Consider the following 17,267-nt stretch of genomic DNA (forward strand, 5'->3'; position numbering starts at 1 on the left):
TTGACAGAGTGAGATGACAGACATACAATCATACCGGAGGTGTTACGATGAATTCTGAGAAAGAACATGTTCCTGAATACTTAAGGAACGTCATGAAGCAGCTTAATAAAAACCGGATGGCAGGATATTATGTTAAAGACCAGAATTGCCTGATCTCTCTTTTGGATCAATTGATCAAAGAAGGAGAAACCGTAGGAAGCGGAGATTCGGTAACTCTGGAGCAGCTGGGGGTTTTTGATTATTTACGAACCCGCAAGCTTCATTTTCTGGATAAATTCCAGCCATCTCTGACAGGTAAGGATAAAAGGGAATTATATTTACAGAATTTCCGGGCAGATACATTTGTGACGGGAGTAAATGCAATTACAAAAAATGGGGAACTGTTCAATATTGATGGGAATGGGAGCAGAGTGGCACCTATGTTATATGGACCTGAACAGGTCATTGTCATAGCAGGAGTCAATAAAATCACCGATAATCTGGATGAAGCCATAAAAAGAACACGGCAGATTGCAGCACCTCTTGATGCGAAACGCCTGGGGAAGGCAACTCCGTGCACCCGGTTAAACAAGTGCATTGATTGCAGCCATAAAGAACGAATCTGCAATGATTTTGTACTAATTACCGGTCAGTTTATTGCGGATCGTATAAAGGTAATCATTGTAGACCAGAATCTGGGGTATTAATAATGTTTCATTAAAAAGCAGAGCTGCAGGGCCATTAACTCAGGCCATGCAGCTCTGTTGTCTTTATATACTTTTCTTGGTACGTTTAATTACTTTAAGCCTGGTAAATTCCTCCCGGTCCTTTTCTTCCAGAGAATTGGTAATGTTTCTGGTAAGAGTCTCGTAGCGGGGAATTGTAATATTCTTTAATGCATTGGCCCGTTTCTGGGTCCTTTTAATACTGTTAGCCAGACGATAAGCGGAGTTTTCTACCATGGAGAGCCTGACGGTCAGTTTTTTAACCTGCTCAAAATGGTATCGGGCTTCATCAAGGGATTCCCTGGTGCTATAGTAAGCGTAGGTTAAATTCAGAGGCATTTCCTCGTGTTCCACCAGAGGGATTTCTGTTCCCATAATGCTTCGGGTTTTAATCTTCACCCGGTCGTCTATGGGGACCGCCAGGGCAATATCCTGCACATAATTGATACCCAGTTCAATGTTTGCCTTCTGCAGTGCTCGGTAAGCGGCGGTAAATGTTACGTCAATCTCTGACTGGATCCCTTTTGCCTCGTCGATCAAGCTCATCAGTTCCTTGATCAGTATGATCCGCTTTTTATCCATCAGCTCGTAACCCTGCCGGGCTAATGCCAGGGAGTTTTTAGCGAGGATTAAATTCCCCTTTGTTGGAAATGTATTCGGATTCATTCTGATACCCCCTATTCGCCTGTAGCTTCAACGGTGGTTTCCTTGTAATACTGGTCTAATACTTTGGTATCGATACGGTCCAGTTCTGCTCTCGGCAAAAGACCCAGCAGTTCCCATCCGATGGTTAAGGTCTCAAGGATATTTCTGTTGGAATGGTTTCCCTGACCTACAAAACGGTTCTCAAATTCTTTGCCGAACACCAGATATTTTTTATCAATGGGGGAAAGCTCATCTTCGCCGATTACGGAAGCCAGGGCTCTTGCATCACCCACCTTTGCATAACAGGAAAACAGCTGGTTTGCCACACCCTGATGGTCCGCACGGGTAAAGCCTTCTCCGATTCCGTCTTTCATCAGACGGCTCAGGGACGGGAGCACGTTGATGGGCGGATAAACGGACTGTCCGTATAAGTTTCGGTCTAATACGATCTGCCCTTCTGTGATATAACCGGTAAGGTCTGGGATCGGGTGGGTAATGTCATCGTTTGGCATGGTTAAAATAGGGATCTGTGTGACAGATCCATGCCGTCCTTTTACGATACCGGCCCGTTCGTAGATGGAAGCCAGCTCGCTGTACAGATAGCCGGGATACCCCTTTCTGGAGGGGATTTCTCCCTTGGAAGAGGAAACTTCACGAAGCGCCTCCGCATAGGCTGTCATATCTGTTAAAATAACCAGGATATGCATTCCTTTTTCAAATGCCAGGTACTCTGCAAGAGTCAGCGCGACTTTTGGTGTGATCAGACGCTCCACCACAGGATCGTTGGCCAGGTTGATAAACATAGCCACATGGTCGGATACGCCGCTTTCCTCAAAGGTACGGCGGAAAAAATCCGCCACATCATATTTTACACCCATGGCTGCAAATACCACAGCAAATTTTTCTCCTGATTCGGAATTGTCTCCTAATGAGGCCTGCTGTACGATCTGGGCAGCCAGTTCGTCATGGGGAAGACCATTTCCGGAAAAAATGGGAAGCTTCTGTCCTCTGATTAACGTCATAAGTCCGTCAATAGCTGAAATTCCGGTACGGATATAATCTCTGGGATATTCTCTTGTCACGGGATTTAACGGTTTGCCATTGATATCCAGATAAATTTCTGAGTTGATATCTCCCAGTCCGTCAACGGGCTCCCCAATACCGTTAAAGGTACGTCCCAGCATGTCTTCTGAAACGGCAAGTTCCATGGGATGTCCGGTCAGCCGGGTATGGACATTCCTGAGAGCCAGTCCTTCGGTTCCACCGAACACCTGAATAATTGCCTTATCCTCATAAACCTCGATAATACGCCCCAGCTTCTGTGTTTTACCAGCGACTGTCATTTCAACGATTTCGTCAAAGGCAGCATTCTGGACGCCTTCTAAAACGACCAGTGGTCCGTTAATTGCACTTAAGCCTAAATATTCGATTGCCATCGTCTGCCTCCTTCCTATGCGTTTCGTTCTATGACGGAATCATAAAATTCATCAATCTGCTTTTTATAGTCATCAATCATATCAAGCCTGTCGTTGGGAACATCATATTTAATAGAAATGATCTTATCAAAGACAGGATCCTCCTTTAATACGGACATAGGCATGCCCATGGAAACCAGAGAACGGGATTTTTTATACAGATAGAGAATTAAGTCCATCATCTTAAACTGCTTTTCCATAGGAACACAGGTATCTTCCTTGTGAAAAGCATTCTGCTGTAAGAATCCGATACGGATAACCTTAGCAATCTCCAAAATCAGCTTCTGGTCATCGGGCAGCATATCTCCGCCGATCAGCTTAACAATTTCCATCAGGCTGCTTTCCTGGGTCAGAATGAATACCAGGCGGTTTCTGTAATCCACAAATTTTTTGTCTACCTTCTCCAGATACCAGGGTGCCAGATCAGTCAGATATTCGGAATAACTGCTGAGCCAGTGAATTGCAGGGAAATGCCGCTCATTGGCCAGATTCCGGTCAAGCCCCCAGAAGCAGCGGACAAACCGCTTGGTGTTCTGTGTTACCGGTTCGGAGAAATCGCCTCCCTGGGGAGAAACTGCGCCGATAATGGTGACAGACCCCTCGGTACCGTTGATATTCTGCATCATGCCTGCGCGCTCATAGAATGCAGACAAGCGGGAGGCTAAATAAGCTGGGAATCCTTCTTCTGCAGGCATCTCTTCCAGACGTCCGGATAATTCTCTCAGGGCTTCTGCCCAGCGGGATGTGGAATCCGCCATGATTGCAACGTGATACCCCATATCCCGGTAGTATTCTGCCAGGGTCAGACCGGAATAAAGACTGGCCTCGCGGGCAGCAACCGGCATATTGGAGGTGTTGGCAATCAGGGTGGTCCGGTCCATTAACGGGTTGCCGGAACGGGGATCAATTAACTGGGAAAATTCCTCCAGTACCTGAGTCATCTCATTGCCCCGCTCGCCGCAGCCGATATAGATAATGATATCCGCATCGGACCATTTGGCAATCTGGTGCTGGGTCATGGTTTTACCTGTTCCAAAGCCGCCCGGTATGCAGGCGGTTCCTCCCTTTGCAAGGGGGAAAAGTGTATCAATGATTCGCTGTCCGGTAATAAGCGGTTTGGTAGCCGGATACCGTTTTAACGTAGGCCTGGGAACACGGATGGGCCACTTCTGTGTCATAGTCAGCTGTTTTTGGGTACCATCGGTCAGCTGCAGCGTGATAAGAGGGTGGGAGATAGTATAAGAACCGTCCTCCACCACATCAAGCACAGTACCTTCCAGATCAGGAGGAACCATAACCTTATGAACGATGGCAGGTGTTTCAGGCACCTCCGCGATGATTGCTCCGGGAAGCAGATGTTCCCCTTTTTTCACGGTTATATGTGTTTTCCAGAGTTTCCTGGTATCAAGGGAATCTACGTGAATACCACGGTCAATATAAGCACCGCCTGTCTTTGCAATCTCGCTTAAGGGGCGCTCAATACCGTCGAAGATATTGTTAAGGATTCCGGGAGCCAGGGTGACGGAAACTGGAAAGCCTGTGGAGGAAACGGTTTCTCCAGGTTTGATTCCGCTGGTTTCTTCATATACCTGAACGATGGTTCGCCGGTCTGTCAGTCCGATGACCTCGCCGACTAAGTTGTCTTTTCCTACATGAACCATTTCGTTCATGGTAAATCCGGGATCGCCCTTTAAGTAGATGACCGGGCCGTTGATGCCGGAAATCGTGCCTGTATTAGTCATTTGCCGTACCTCCCATCAAGTCTTTGATATTGAACCGGAAATCCCGTTTTGCTTCTGCCAGCTTGGTCTGGAAGGAGTTGTCGACTAAAATGTGTCTGGAAGGGATGACTGCTCTGGTGCCTCCCATAAATGAATACTCACTGACCCGGATATCAGCGCTTTCCGGTAAAGATAAGCTGCGGATTTTTTCCTCGTCGTCCGGGTCGATATAGATGGTAATAAATTCTTTGCCGGCCAGTTCTTTTGCGGCTTTGATCTCTTTTTGAAGAAGCTCTGTATACTGCGGGGTATTCCTGTATTCGATCACCATTTCATTTAACTCCTGAAACAGTTTTTCCTTTAGTTCATCCTGCATTTTTCCAAATTCCCGCTTGGTGCTGATCTGTTCCAATGAGAGCCGTTTGTTGATCTCCCGTTCGATCTGTTCGCTTTCTGATTTCACCTGATGTTCTGCTCTGCGTCTGGCATCCTCCTGATGTTCCGAAAAGGTCTGCTCTAAGGCCTGGGTATATTCGTCAAGCATCTTTGCACTGCGGGATCTGGCATCTTCCATACAAAACTCAAGGAAGTGCTGCAATTTTTCCTCAGTTGTCAAGATGACCACCTCTTTCTTATAGTTTTAATCCGATTGCTTCGTTGACATAGTCCGTGATAAAGTTGGGCTTGCGGCCGGTACCGTGGCGGTCAGGGATTTCAATAATTAACGGCAGTTTGCGGTTTAATTTTACATCATTGATGATGTCCGGAAATTCTTTGCCGAATTTTTCCGTTAATAAAATGATCCCGATTTCTTTGTCGGCCAGAACTTTATCAAGCTGGCTCTTCAATTCTGCTTTTTCATGAACGACAGCGCCTTCCACTCCTGCCAGTCTCATTCCTGTCCAGGTATCCACGTTGTCACTGATTAAATACATTTTCATAAATTATAATTTACCTAAGATCATGAAGGATATGATCAGACCATAGAGACAAACGCCTTCGGCAAGACCTACGAAGATCAATGATTTACCAAGTATGGAGCCATCCTCGCTGATAGCGCCTAAAGCTGCGCTTGCTGCTGCAGAAACGGCGATTCCGCCGCCGATACATGCAAGGCCGGTAGAAAGAGCAGCAGCTAAATATCCCATTCCGGCAACCCCGCTGGCAGTACTTGCGGCAGTTTCTGCAGCTTGCGCCTGTCCCTGAAAGAGGAAAATACCGGAAACGGCAATGGTGCCAAGGAAAAGGAGTAAGTTTATTCCAAGTGCTTTTTTGTAGCGTCCTTTTGATTTCTCGCCCATGGCAAAAGCTCCGAATGGAATAGCGATGCTTAAAAGTAATGCAGCTGCTAAAGTAATATTTACTAATGTTGACATATTGGTTTCCTCCTGAAAATAATTAATTTTTCTTTCCGTAAGGTTTAAAAGCACGGCCGGTTCCACGGTAGAAACGGCTGAATAATTCGTAATATTCCAGACGAAGGACCTGAATTCCTACGATCAGTCCTTCCATTGCGCAGACAAATAAGTTTCCGAATATAACGCCGGCCCAGTTGGGATTACCGGCTTCTGCGCCGGAAAGCATTAATACGACTTCCATCATGGCTGCGTGGCTGATTGCAAAAGCTCCGACTCTGACAAAGGACAAAGTATTGGAAAAATAGCTTAAAAGAACTTCGAAAAGTTCAAATAGCCCTTGTATCACAAACATGCCTTTTCCTTCCGTTATTGTCTCCGCTTTCTTCTCCAGCAGTGCCGTAAGCGGTTCTTTGAAGAATATAACAAGAAGCGGAAGACCGAACATCAGGAATAAAAGTGCTGTTGCCGGAATGGGGTTGCCTGTCATATAAAGAACGATGGTAACCACCAGGCTTGCATAGAATACCAGTCCGGCTGCGCCATTGGTATCAAAAAAAGTCCGTTCCGGGTCATGTGACCGGACACTGTTGATGATATTTAATATCATGGTAAGAAGTATAATCCCCATACCAATGGTAATGGAGGCTACAAATACGGTATTCAAATTTCCGATAAACGGCAGGTTCGTCATATGTTCCATGGGGCGGAGCCATACGGCATGTATGATGTCCTCAAATCCAAAGATGCTGCCAAACAGAAAACCGAATATAGTGGAAAAGAAACCGCAGCAGGAGATGATGGCCGCCAGACTGGCTTTTTTCAGACGGAAAAGAAGAAATCCGCCAAAGAGCAGGCACAGTCCCTGCCCCACATCCCCAAACATAAATCCAAAAAGGAAGGAATAAGTAATTCCGATGAGAATGGTAGGGTCGATTTCGTTATATGCCGGAAGGCCATACATCTTTATAAACAGTTCAAACGGCTGAAACAGCCGTGGATTTAACAGCTTGGTAGGCGGAGCACTCATGATGTTGTTGTGATCATCTTCCACAATACAGAAGGTCTTTTCGTCATTGGATATCTCTTTTTGAAAGGCACTGGCGTCCCGGCAGCTCATCCAGCCGCAGATAATGTAGAAGGTATTAATATTCTGCTTGGTACAAGCTGCAAGCTTTCTTACATTAAAGTTGGTGGAGAAGGTTTCCAGGCGGTTTAAGGCGGACAATAGTTCTTCCCGTCTTGTTTCCAGTATCATGGATAATTTACTTTTAATCGCATTCTGTTGTGTTTCCAATACGCTTATCTTATCCCTGAGGGAGTGTATGGCATCGGAAGGCGTCCCTTTATATTCGTCAGGAACAAAAAAGCGCTCAAAATGCATAGATGAATAAATGGCATCAATCTGGTTTGATACGGTTTCCGGAACAAAGTAAACCAGCCACACGTATTCTTCATCTTCTCTGCATTTATAAAGAACAGTGTCTATGGTGTCATATACGTAGCTTTCGAATTTGTTATAATATTCATGTAAAATGCGACCGAACCTGAATTTGATGTACTTAAAATGCAAAATGGAGCTTAAGTCGTAATTCAGTCCCGTAAATGGGATGATTTTCCCCAAAGACTGATTTAAAGCATCAATTTTATCCTGTAGATCGGTCTGGGCAGCAGTAAGTTCTTCTACCTGGGATCCGATATCTTCAATGGATTTGGCTGCTGATTCAATCGAAACCTCCGATCTGTTTATCGCTTCCGAATTATCTTCTGGAAGAAGTTTTGCCAGATCCTGGGCACGCTGATACGTGTCCTTATAAGGATTGGTCTCAACATAAGGTCTTAAATCCTTTACTGTCTTTAATTCAGACAACGCATTTTCCAAATGAATTTCATATTTGGATAGATAGGTATCAATGACACGGTCGATATCCTCTTTCGGTCCGGTGATACTTAAAAATTTCATTTTTTCAATCACAGGAAAAGCAACCCCCTTTACTGTTTTACTACATAGGAGATAATTTCTTCCGGTTTCAGCTGATACCGGATACTCTCTATGAGTGTAATTATTTTTTGAATTTCCTCCTCCTTAAAATAAAGATAGGAATTTAATGTTGCAATGGAATAAGGATTCTGACGGCTTGTGGAACGGTAAATCTTATCAAGAACTTCACTGGTAAGCTGCTCTAAATCAGGCTTCTCCCTGATGTCCATATCTGCCTTCTGTCCATAAAAGGTGGATTTTAAAACGGAGAAAAATTCATCCATGGTTCCTGCCTCAACCAGCTTCGTCGTCTGGTCTTTCTTTAAATGAAAATGAAAGGGAATAAGAAGCGCATAAATATCGGCGGATTTTAAATGATAATATTTAAGAGAGCGGTAAATCCACTGGATATTAAGTAAATCCAGCTTACTGCCGAAGCATTTAATTAAAAGTTCCTGTGACTTCCTGCTTAAGTATTTACTCATTACTTTCCAGATTGATTTAAAATAGAGAAGATCTAAATGCATTTCATAATCAAATAAAGTAGTTTCCTCCCCTTCTTCCAGATGCGCCAGCAAATCATAATAGATAGAGCCTTCCAGATTTGCTATAAATTCATGCACATTTGAGGATGAGGAAAGCTTCATAAGATCCAGTGTGGAGTGCTTGAAAAAAAAGTCCTTAAATACAGAAAGATCGATATCCAGCCGGTTTCTTCCCATTGAGTTACGGAAACATTTTTTCAGGATATCGATTTCAAAGTGCATAAAATACAAGTCAAGGAATTTTCGCTGTGTTAAGTTGGAAAAACGGTAAAGCTTCGCAAAATCCTGATACAGGGACAGGATAAGCCGCTGTTCAATAGCACCCCGGTGCAGTGTTTCGTCGTCCAGATCAGAAAACAGGCCCTCATAAGCTTTTAAATGTCTTAAATACTCCACTGCTTCGGAAACTGTTTCAAGAGCTGCCATATCCCGGAACTGGCTGTCTGTGATCAGATGGCTTTCCATCGCCCGTACCTTGGTTGTTAAACCGCTGTAGGATAACAGATTTCCCATTGAATCACTCCTTTATCATATTGTTAAATAGTTCCTTGGCATATTGGGTATGATGGACTTCAAAGTTTTTCTCCATTGCCTCCAGTATTTTCTGCAATTCATCCTGCTGCTTTTTTAAACGCTGGTTCATTTTGATTTCCATTTCTGCTTTCAGTTTTTCTATTTCTTTTTCAGTTTCATTTTCCAGCTGGGCATCAAATGCAGCAGTACGCTCTTCCATTTCTTTCGCTAACGCCTTTTTCTGTTCATTGGCATGTTCCATGATGGAAGTGGCAGCTGATTCGATCTCAGATATTTTTTCAATCACAGCATCCATTTTTTGCCCTCCTTTTGTGAATAGTGAACGAAATAAAACGGTTCTAATTAATAATCATACTACAAATTAAAAAAATTTCCATAGGAATTTCGAAATAATCGGTTTAATGGCTTAAATTCAACATAAATATAAGGTATACCAATGAGACTTTGCTTATGCATTTTAAACATAAAAAGCGAAGATCAAAAGTTACATTCTTCTGATTCTTCGCTTTATAATATTATTGATTGGAAGCTGTTGTGCTATCTGTTCCGGCTTCAGATTCACTTAAACCCTCGGTTACAGTTAAGAATTCAGTTGCTACATAGGCCTGCTTGCCTTCAAACATAATAACTGTCCATTTGTCATCATAGGTATCCACATAATCCACAACGGTTCCTGACGCAAGGCTTCCGAGTTTCGTGCTGTCTGTGGCGGGTTTGGAGCGTACATTTAACTTGCTCTTGGTTGTATATACTTTTGGAGGCTCGGTTGCTGTCTCAGGAGGATCTGTTTCTGCTTCGGTTGTGGTAGTGGCAGCTTCTGTTGTGATCTCAGTTGAAATCTCTGTAGGAACTGTTTCATTCTTTTTATCTTTCCCAGGTATCAGCTTTACAATAATCAGTACGATTACAAAAAGAACCAGAAATATAAGAAACGGTTTTAGTAATCCAGGTAACCCGATATTATTCTTCTTGCTGCGCCGCCTGCTTCTGCTGTGGGATGCTTGCCGTCTGTCGCTGCCTGGTCCTGAGTTCTGGGGAACTCTGTGAGCGGATCTTGAACCGGATCCCTGAGCGGGTCTGTGAGCAGGCCTTTGCGGTGTTCCTGTCCTTCTTGAATCATTCGCTGTTGCAGCAGCTCTTTGCGCAGAGGACCTTGAAGAAATAGGTGCGGCCTGCACGGAATGAGGTTTTTGAGACGCTCCCTGATGGCGGCTTCTGTGAAATGCGTTTGTAAAGGCAGTGACTTCAGCTGAAAGCAGTTTACAGGCTTCAGAAGCGTCATAGGGGCTGTCGCTGCCTTCATGTACTGCTTTGTTTCCGAGGACCCGGATCCGGTGATAGTGGTCTTTGACTGCCTGGGAAATAAATCGTCCTTCATATAACTGATCGATGCTGTCAGCCAGATCGGTTTCTACAATCAATGCTTTCTCGGCAAGAAAATGAATCATATATTCCAGAGTCTGACGGGCTTTGATCATGACCATATTGTACTGCATCTGGTTCATAAGCGTCTCGGTTTCCCTCAAACCCTGCTGGATTTTAGTCCAGAGACTGTTATCTGTAGTTCCCATGTATTTCCTCCTTTGCAAAACGGATATATCCCAATATACAGACATTATACTAGATTATAATAAGTTGCGCACCTGTTATTTTAATGATTTTGAATTTGTAAGAGAAAATTAAAGAATATGCAGATGAATATATAGTGATCATTAGAGAGTTAAGGAATTATGACAGCATAGAGAGGTTTTTGCTTATTATTCGCAGTGCTTGCACATTTTACGTACTATATGATACAATCTATCTGCCATACGCCCATAAGGCTATGAATAAGAAAGATGAAATTAATTGGAGGAATAAAGATATGAGGCTACGTCACATCCCCGGCTCGGAAGAGGAAATCGCCAGGAGTCCTTATGTTATTCAGAATCCTTCCGGGGAAAAAGGATGCTGGAAGGAAGTTTTTGGAAATGATAATCCAATCGAAATAGAAATAGGTATGGGAAAAGGTCGTTTTATTATGGAACTGGCGGCACTTCATCCGGATATTAATTATGTTGGAATAGAGCGGTATCCCAGCGTTTTGCTTCGGGGATTACAAAAACGGGCTGATCTGGAACTTAATAATATTTATTTCATGTGTGTAGATGCCAAAAACCTGGCTGAAATTTATGCCCCGGGAGAAGTAGAAAAAATTTATCTTAATTTTTCCGATCCCTGGCCTAAGGACAGGCATGAAAAACGCAGGCTTACATCTGAAGACTTTCTTGCAGTATATAATCAGATATTAAAACCTGACGGAGTATTAGAATTTAAGACAGACAACAAAGGGCTGTTTGATTATTCATTGGAAGCTATTCCAAGAGCGGGCTGGAAGATCGTGAATTTCACTTATGATTTACATCACTGCGAAATGGGAGATGGAAATGTAATGACGGAATATGAAGAGAAATTCTCGTCTAAAGGAAATCCAATCTATAAATTGATTGCCTGCCGCTGATCTATAAAAGCAATAACCGGTCACCTTTTTATAACCAGGCGGCCGGTTTTGCATATAATAAAACAAAAGGTTTGGCAGGTGAGTATTACCATGGGTATGAAAGAAAAGGTAACTAACAAGCTTTTACAGGCCACAAGCGATAAAACGGAGCTAAATAAAAAAATGCTGACGTGGAATAAATCTTTTGTAGAAGTGAACAAAACACTGGGCGGAAATGTGAAGAAAAATACAAATAATAAATAAATTCGAAAAAGTTGTAAATATTTTGTAAAAAAGGTGTTGACTTTTGTTGTATACGGTTATATAATTACACACGTGCTTGAGACAAGAGCATACCGAAAAAACGAAAGACAAGCGCCTTTAGCTCAGTTGGTAGAGCAGTAGACTCTTAATCTATTTGTCCGGGGTTCGAGCCCCCGAAGGCGCAGTAAAAAAGTACTGATTTTGTAGACGGAGAGCTATGGGGTCGGTGCTTTTATTTTGCTTGGATTTATGCGGGTTTGCTGGTGTTTGATACGTTAAGATTAAATTGATGGGAAAGCGGATGTCGACTGGATGTCCGCTTTTTTTATTTTTAGAAAAAAGGTGTCTTTGCAAATTCTTTGCAAATTTTTTTCTTTAGTATTGTGGAAGGCTTGAGAAGTTGTTTTTTTACTTCAATATAAATTTTATTTTATTTACATAATAAGATCTTCAACGGAAAACGCTTTGACTTCAGATTGGAGTTTCCATATTACGAGATGGAATGTGGCAACAATTTTTTATCTGATAAATATGGAATTTAAGATGATGATGTAGATGTTCTAAAATCCCATTATTATAGAAAGAATAGTCAAAAAAACGAGAATGACAGGGCGGGATTTGTATGATAAAATAAATATTATAAATCTATCAGGTTTAATTTAAGAGTGCCGGGGTTAAAATTATGTATTGACTGAACTAAGAAATTTTTTGATATTAACTTCTGATAACTTTTTTTATCGGAAGCAAAAGAGGAGGTTTTGTTGATGAGTACTGTTATTCCGAAGAGAGATATGAGTGAAGAAGACATTAAGCTCCAGTACATAACTCCTGCGGTAACATCGAAATGGGGCCGGGAAAAGATCACGATGGAAACACAGATAACTGATGGAAAAATCAATCTTAAAGGTAATTTTGTGTTTCGCGAAAAACCAAAACGTGCAGATTATGTGTTGTATCTGAATGAAAATAATCCTATCGCCATCATTGAAGCTAAAGACAATACGCATAGTATTTCTTATGGCTTACAGCAGGCAATGACGTATGCGAAAATGCTTGATTTGCCGTTTGCATACAGTTCAAATGGTGATGGTTTTGCAGAGCATGATTTTCTTACAGGGCAGGAACGGCAGATTGCTCTTAATGAATTTCCTACGTCCGATGAATTGATTGCACGTTTTAAAAAGTATGCTAATCATGGTAAGGGGTTAAACACAGCGGAAGAGACCTTGATCCATCAACCATATTACACAAGTCAAAACACTTATCCGCCTCGTTATTATCAGCGCATTGCCGTTAATAGGACATTGGACGCAATTGCACGGGGGCAGGATAGAATATTGCTTGTTATGGCGACCGGAACAGGCAAAACCTATACTGCATTTCAAATCGTATATCGATTGCTGAAAAGCAATATGAAGCGGAAAGTCTTGTATCTGGCAGACAGGAATATTCTTGTAGACCAGTCTATTCAACAAGATTTTGCACCATTGAAAAAAACGATTCATAAAATCAATGTTGCCAAAGATGAGCGTAGTATAATTACTTCTCATGAGGTGTATTTCTCCTTGTATCAGCAGCTTGTGGGAGATGATAATACAGAACATTTCAGTGAACTTTTTACGTCTGATTTCTTTGATCTTATAATTGTGGATGAATGTCACCGAGGATCGGCAAAAGAGGAAAGTCGTTGGAGGCGAATCCTTACATACTTTTCATCGGCAACGCAGATTGGTATGACTGCTACTCCGAGGGAAACAAGGTATGTTTCCAATATCAATTATTTCCAAGATCCAATTTACACATATAGCCTGAAAGAAGGAATTGAAGACGGTTTTCTGGCACCCTTTAGGGTAATTAATATTACTACGGATATTGGTGATGGTTGGCGTCCATATGATGGACAGCGAGATATTAATGGGAATTTGATTGAAGACCGGATTTACACTAACAATGATTATGATTACAACATCATCATAGAAGACCGTACTCAGCAGGTTGCGCAGGAGATCACCAACTATTTAAAAAGTACAGACCGTATGTCAAAAACAATAGTATTCTGTGCTACGGAAGAGCATGCAGAACGGATGCGGATTGCTCTTACTAATCTTAACAGTGATATGTGTCAGAAAAATGCAGACTATGTTGTACGGATTACCGGAAGTGATATTTATGGAAAGAGTAAACTGGATTATTTTATTTCTGTTTCGTCCCAATATCCAGTGATTGCTACAACATCAAAGCTGCTATCTACTGGTGCGGATTGTAAGATGACAAAGCTGATTGTTTTGGATGAAATGATTAGTTCAATGACAGAGTTTAAGCAAATTATCGGTAGAGGTACACGAATTCGCGAAAAAGAAGGAAAGACACATTTTGCGGTAATGGATTTCCGTGGTGTAACAAGATTGTTTGCGGATCCTGATTGGGATGGTCCGATTGAAATAGATAATAATTATGGTATAACAAAGGAAATACCGCCATCACACCCAGATCAACCAGATATTCCTGATGAACCATTGCCATATCGTATTGTACCTATTGTTAATGTAGATGGTTGTACAGTTAGAATTATTAATAAAACTGTTTCCGTTTATGATGTGAATGGTAAACTTCTTCGGCAGGAAAGCATTATTGATTATACTAAAACCAGTATACTTGGCACATATGCATCACTGGATAACTTTATTCGCCAGTGGACAGCAGAAGAAAAAAAGGAAACGATTGCAAATATGTTAAAAGAACGTGGGATTGACCTTGCCAATTTGAAAGAAGAGCAAGGGATGACAGAAGTGGATGATTTTGATTTTATCTGCCACGTGGCATTTGACCGGAAAGCATTGACCCGAAAGGAGAGGGCGAACAATGTGAAAAAACGTGATTTTCTAAGCAAATATACTGGAGTAGCAAGAGAAGTGCTTGAAGCATTGTTGGATAAATATATGAATACTGGTGTTTATGAGATTGAGAAGACAGCTGTTCTCAAGCTTGATCCATTTGTTAAAATGGGTAAGCCATCTCGCATTGTCAGTCAGTTTGGCGGCGTGGAAGGATATATGAAAGCATTAAAAAAACTGGAAGAGGAACTTTATGAGGTAGGTTAGAATAATGAGCAGTTTATCAAATTTTATAAAACGATTACGTGATATTATGCGGAATGATGCTGGTATTAACGGTGATGCACAACGTATTGAGCAGATTGCATGGATGCTGTTTTTGAAGGTATATGATGCAAAGGAAGAAGATTGGAATATTGATGAAGATGGAAAGTATATCTCCATCATACCGGAAAATTGCCGCTGGCAGAATTGGGCAAAGGATGATCACTCTGGCAAAGCAATGACAGGGGATAGTTTGTTGGATTTTGTTGACAATACACTATTCCCTACATTAAAAAAGTTGGAAATAACGCCAGCTACTCCAATCAAAAAAATGATTGTTAAGACCACATTTGAGGATGCTAATAACTATATGAAAGACGGCGTTCTTCTCCGTCAGGTTATTAATATTATTGATGAGATTGACCTGGGCGATTATGAAGAAAGTCATGCATTTGGAGAAATTTATGAATCCATTCTCCGTGAATTACAAAGTGCCGGTTCCTCTGGTGAGTTTTATACTCCACGTGCTGTTACTGATTTCATGGCTAAAATGATAAAACCGCAGATTGGTGAGACAATTGCAGACTTTGCCTGTGGGACGGGCGGTTTTCTTATCAGCTGGTTAAGAGAATTAGAGAAACAGATTGAGACTACAGGAGACCAGGAGGCTTATGATAAATCTATCTATGGCATTGAGAAAAAACAGTTTCCGTATATGCTTTGTATTACCAATATGCTTTTACATGGTATTGATGTTCCCCGTATTTATCATGATAATTCTTTATTAAAGGACATTCTGGATTATACAGAAACAGATAGATTTGACGTGGTGCTGATGAATCCTCCTTATGGAGGAAGTGAAAAATCAGAAGTAAAAAATCACTTTCCTTCAGATTTGGCAAGCAGTGAAACAGCTGATTTATTTATGTCAGTTATTATATATCGTTTGAGGAAAAATGGCAGAGCTGCGGTAATTCTTCCGGATGGGTTTCTGTTTGGTACAGATAACGCCAAAATTGCAATAAAAAAGAAACTGTTTTCAGAATTTAACTTACATACTGTTATCCGCATGCCTCACAGTGTATTTGCTCCATATACATCCATCACAACCAATATTTTATTTTTTGATAATACGCACCCAACAGAAGAAACGTGGTACTATCGGTTAGATATGCCGGATGGATATAAGAATTTCTCAAAAACCAAACCTATGAAGCTGGAACATTTTACTCCGGTAATAGAGTGGTGGGATAATCGCCAGGAATTATATGTTGATGGTTTTGATAAGGCAAAGAAATATACGGTAAAGGAGATTGTGGACAGAACTTATAATATTGATCTGTGTGGTTTTCCTCATGAGGAGGAGGAAATTTTACCACCCAAGGAACTAATTCAGCAGTATCAGGAGAAACGTGCAAGTCTAAATGCAGATATTGACCGTATTCTGGCACAGATTACAGATATACTGGGGATTGATCTTACTGAGGAGGATGATAAATAATGACAGCGCAACAACTGAAAAATTCTATCCTCCAGATGGCAGTCCAGGGGAAACTGGTTCCTCAAGACCCCAATGATGAGCCGGCAAGTGTATTGTTGGAACGAATTCGTACAGAGAAAGAACGGCTGATTAAAGAGAAAAAAATAAAAAAGGAAAAGAATTCATCTGTCATTTTTAGAGGTTCCGATAATTTGCCTTATGCCGACTTGCCGTTTGACGTGCCGGAGGGATGGGTTTGGGTGCGGCTTAATGACGTTGCCGCTAACATTCATTATGGATATACTGCGTCTGCGCAACCAACTGGCAATGCAAAGTTGCTCAGAATAACCGACATCCAAAACAACGTGGTGTGTTGGCGCGATGTTCCGTTTTGTGAACCAATGGAAAGCGAATATGCGACTTATGGATTGAGCAATCGTGACATTATGATAGCCCGGACTGGGGGAACAATAGGCAAGTCGTATATTGTACGAAATCTTGAAGGGCGTGCGGTATTTGCTTCGTATCTCATTCGAGTTATACCACTTGAATCCATCTACGAAGAATACTTAAAAGTCTTTTTGGAAACACCGTTCTATTGGGAGCAACTTAAGAGTTATTCGATGGGAACAGGACAACCGAATGTAAATGGACAGTCATTAAAGAAGCTGGTTCTCCCCCTTCCGCCACTCGCCGAGCAGCGCCGCATAGTCGCCCGCATAGAGGAACTGCTCCCGCACGTCGCGGACTATGCCGCCGCAGAGCAAAAGCTGACCGTGCTAAACGCGGCGTTCCCTGGCGACTTGAAGAAGTCCATTCTTCAAGCAGCGGTTATGGGCAAGCTCGTACCCCAAGACCCCGACGACGAACCTGCGTCGGCTCTTTTGGAGCGTATACGGGCGGAAAAGGAAGCCCTCATTAAAGCGGGCAAAATCAAGCGGGATAAGCGCGAGAGCGTCATATTCAGACGGGATAATTCTCATTAT

The 17,267-nt window shown here is 42.1% G+C and carries 16 protein-coding genes and 1 tRNA gene; 7 read left to right on the forward strand and 10 right to left on the reverse strand.

Features of this window, described 5'->3' with window-relative positions; translation table 11 throughout:
- Positions 1–47 precede the first annotated feature (47 nt).
- Positions 48–686, forward strand: coding sequence for a lactate utilization protein (locus CRO04_RS20360; protein WP_097006073.1), 639 nt, complete (start codon positions 48–50; stop codon positions 684–686).
- A gap of 63 nt (positions 687–749) precedes the next feature.
- Here CRO04_RS20360 and CRO04_RS20365 read toward each other — a convergent pair whose 3' ends face one another.
- The 10 genes from CRO04_RS20365 to CRO04_RS20410 all read right to left on the reverse strand — a co-directional run bounded on the left by CRO04_RS20365 (position 750) and on the right by CRO04_RS20410 (position 10,531).
- On the reverse strand, positions 750–1,370 hold the full coding sequence (locus tag CRO04_RS20365) for a V-type ATP synthase subunit D (RefSeq protein ID WP_097006074.1): 621 nt from the start codon (positions 1,368–1,370) through the stop codon (positions 750–752).
- 11 nt (positions 1,371–1,381) lie between these two features.
- Complete coding sequence (locus tag CRO04_RS20370; protein WP_097006075.1) at positions 1,382–2,785, reverse strand: V-type ATP synthase subunit B; 1,404 nt, start codon at positions 2,783–2,785, stop codon at positions 1,382–1,384.
- 14 nt (positions 2,786–2,799) lie between these two features.
- Positions 2,800–4,566, reverse strand: a complete 1,767-nt coding sequence (locus CRO04_RS20375; protein ID WP_097006076.1) for a V-type ATP synthase subunit A — start codon at positions 4,564–4,566, stop codon at positions 2,800–2,802.
- Complete coding sequence (locus CRO04_RS20380; RefSeq protein WP_097006077.1) at positions 4,559–5,161, reverse strand: V-type ATP synthase subunit E; 603 nt, start codon at positions 5,159–5,161, stop codon at positions 4,559–4,561. Before CRO04_RS20380 ends, CRO04_RS20375 begins: the two co-directional genes overlap by 8 nt.
- Before the next feature lie 16 nt (positions 5,162–5,177).
- Complete coding sequence (locus CRO04_RS20385; RefSeq protein ID WP_097006078.1) at positions 5,178–5,486, reverse strand: V-type ATP synthase subunit F; 309 nt, start codon at positions 5,484–5,486, stop codon at positions 5,178–5,180.
- A gap of 3 nt (positions 5,487–5,489) precedes the next feature.
- Positions 5,490–5,921 carry an ATP synthase subunit C gene (locus tag CRO04_RS20390; protein WP_097006079.1) on the reverse strand — a complete coding sequence of 144 codons (432 nt, stop codon included), beginning with the start codon at positions 5,919–5,921 and terminating at the stop codon, positions 5,490–5,492.
- 22 nt (positions 5,922–5,943) lie between these two features.
- The gene (locus CRO04_RS20395) at positions 5,944–7,875 is read right to left on the reverse strand and encodes a V-type ATP synthase subunit I (protein WP_097006080.1); all 1,932 of its coding nucleotides are present in this window, start codon (positions 7,873–7,875) and stop codon (positions 5,944–5,946) included.
- Positions 7,876–7,892: 17 nt separating this feature from the next.
- Positions 7,893–8,939: a V0D/AC39 family V-type ATPase subunit gene (locus tag CRO04_RS20400; RefSeq protein ID WP_097006081.1), complete on the reverse strand. Its 1,047-nt coding sequence runs from the start codon at positions 8,937–8,939 to the stop codon at positions 7,893–7,895.
- 4 nt (positions 8,940–8,943) lie between these two features.
- Positions 8,944–9,255, reverse strand: a complete 312-nt coding sequence (locus CRO04_RS20405) for a DUF3970 family protein (RefSeq protein ID WP_097006082.1) — start codon at positions 9,253–9,255, stop codon at positions 8,944–8,946.
- 220 nt (positions 9,256–9,475) lie between these two features.
- Positions 9,476–10,531: a DUF4145 domain-containing protein gene (locus CRO04_RS20410; protein WP_097006083.1), complete on the reverse strand. Its 1,056-nt coding sequence runs from the start codon at positions 10,529–10,531 to the stop codon at positions 9,476–9,478.
- A gap of 293 nt (positions 10,532–10,824) precedes the next feature.
- Between CRO04_RS20410 and trmB the strand changes: the two genes are divergently transcribed.
- From trmB to CRO04_RS20435, 6 genes are all read left to right on the forward strand, one after another.
- Positions 10,825–11,460 (forward strand): tRNA (guanosine(46)-N7)-methyltransferase TrmB, encoded by a 636-nt coding sequence (gene trmB / locus CRO04_RS20415; protein WP_097006084.1) that lies wholly within the window; start codon positions 10,825–10,827, stop codon positions 11,458–11,460.
- A gap of 90 nt (positions 11,461–11,550) precedes the next feature.
- A complete protein-coding gene (locus tag CRO04_RS26385; RefSeq protein ID WP_166432623.1) occupies positions 11,551–11,703 on the forward strand; it encodes a hypothetical protein in 153 nt (50 codons plus the stop codon).
- 111 nt (positions 11,704–11,814) lie between these two features.
- Positions 11,815–11,887 (forward strand) — tRNA-Lys (locus CRO04_RS20420).
- Positions 11,888–12,467: 580 nt separating this feature from the next.
- Positions 12,468–14,804, forward strand: a complete 2,337-nt coding sequence (gene hsdR, locus CRO04_RS20425; RefSeq protein WP_097006085.1) for an EcoAI/FtnUII family type I restriction enzme subunit R — start codon at positions 12,468–12,470, stop codon at positions 14,802–14,804.
- A gap of 4 nt (positions 14,805–14,808) precedes the next feature.
- Positions 14,809–16,302, forward strand: coding sequence for a type I restriction-modification system subunit M (locus CRO04_RS20430; RefSeq protein WP_097006086.1), 1,494 nt, complete (start codon positions 14,809–14,811; stop codon positions 16,300–16,302).
- Positions 16,302–17,267: restriction endonuclease subunit S (locus tag CRO04_RS20435; RefSeq protein WP_242974578.1), on the forward strand; the 966-nt coding region annotated here is incomplete at its 3' end. The genes CRO04_RS20430 and CRO04_RS20435, both read left to right, overlap by 1 nt.

Origin of the sequence: Lacrimispora amygdalina (assembly GCF_900205965.1) — a bacterium.
Classification (GTDB): domain Bacteria; phylum Bacillota; class Clostridia; order Lachnospirales; family Lachnospiraceae; genus Lacrimispora; species Lacrimispora amygdalina_A.

What these genes read in the sequence shown, in the direction of transcription:
- CRO04_RS20360 (WP_097006073.1), top strand. Translation starts at nt 48, where the DNA reads ATGAATTCTGAGAAAGAACATGTTCCTGAATACTTAAGGAACGTCATG.
- CRO04_RS20365 (WP_097006074.1), bottom strand. Translation starts at nt 1,370, where the DNA reads ATGAATCCGAATACATTTCCAACAAAGGGGAATTTAATCCTCGCTAAA.
- CRO04_RS20370 (WP_097006075.1), bottom strand. Translation starts at nt 2,785, where the DNA reads ATGGCAATCGAATATTTAGGCTTAAGTGCAATTAACGGACCACTGGTC.
- CRO04_RS20375 (WP_097006076.1), bottom strand. Translation starts at nt 4,566, where the DNA reads ATGACTAATACAGGCACGATTTCCGGCATCAACGGCCCGGTCATCTAC.
- CRO04_RS20385 (WP_097006078.1), bottom strand. Translation starts at nt 5,486, where the DNA reads ATGAAAATGTATTTAATCAGTGACAACGTGGATACCTGGACAGGAATG.
- CRO04_RS20390 (WP_097006079.1), bottom strand. Translation starts at nt 5,921, where the DNA reads ATGTCAACATTAGTAAATATTACTTTAGCAGCTGCATTACTTTTAAGC.
- CRO04_RS20400 (WP_097006081.1), bottom strand. Translation starts at nt 8,939, where the DNA reads ATGGGAAATCTGTTATCCTACAGCGGTTTAACAACCAAGGTACGGGCG.
- CRO04_RS20405 (WP_097006082.1), bottom strand. Translation starts at nt 9,255, where the DNA reads ATGGATGCTGTGATTGAAAAAATATCTGAGATCGAATCAGCTGCCACT.
- CRO04_RS20410 (WP_097006083.1), bottom strand. Translation starts at nt 10,531, where the DNA reads ATGGGAACTACAGATAACAGTCTCTGGACTAAAATCCAGCAGGGTTTG.
- trmB (WP_097006084.1), top strand. Translation starts at nt 10,825, where the DNA reads ATGAGGCTACGTCACATCCCCGGCTCGGAAGAGGAAATCGCCAGGAGT.
- CRO04_RS26385 (WP_166432623.1), top strand. Translation starts at nt 11,551, where the DNA reads ATGGGTATGAAAGAAAAGGTAACTAACAAGCTTTTACAGGCCACAAGC.
- hsdR (WP_097006085.1), top strand. Translation starts at nt 12,468, where the DNA reads ATGAGTACTGTTATTCCGAAGAGAGATATGAGTGAAGAAGACATTAAG.
- CRO04_RS20430 (WP_097006086.1), top strand. Translation starts at nt 14,809, where the DNA reads ATGAGCAGTTTATCAAATTTTATAAAACGATTACGTGATATTATGCGG.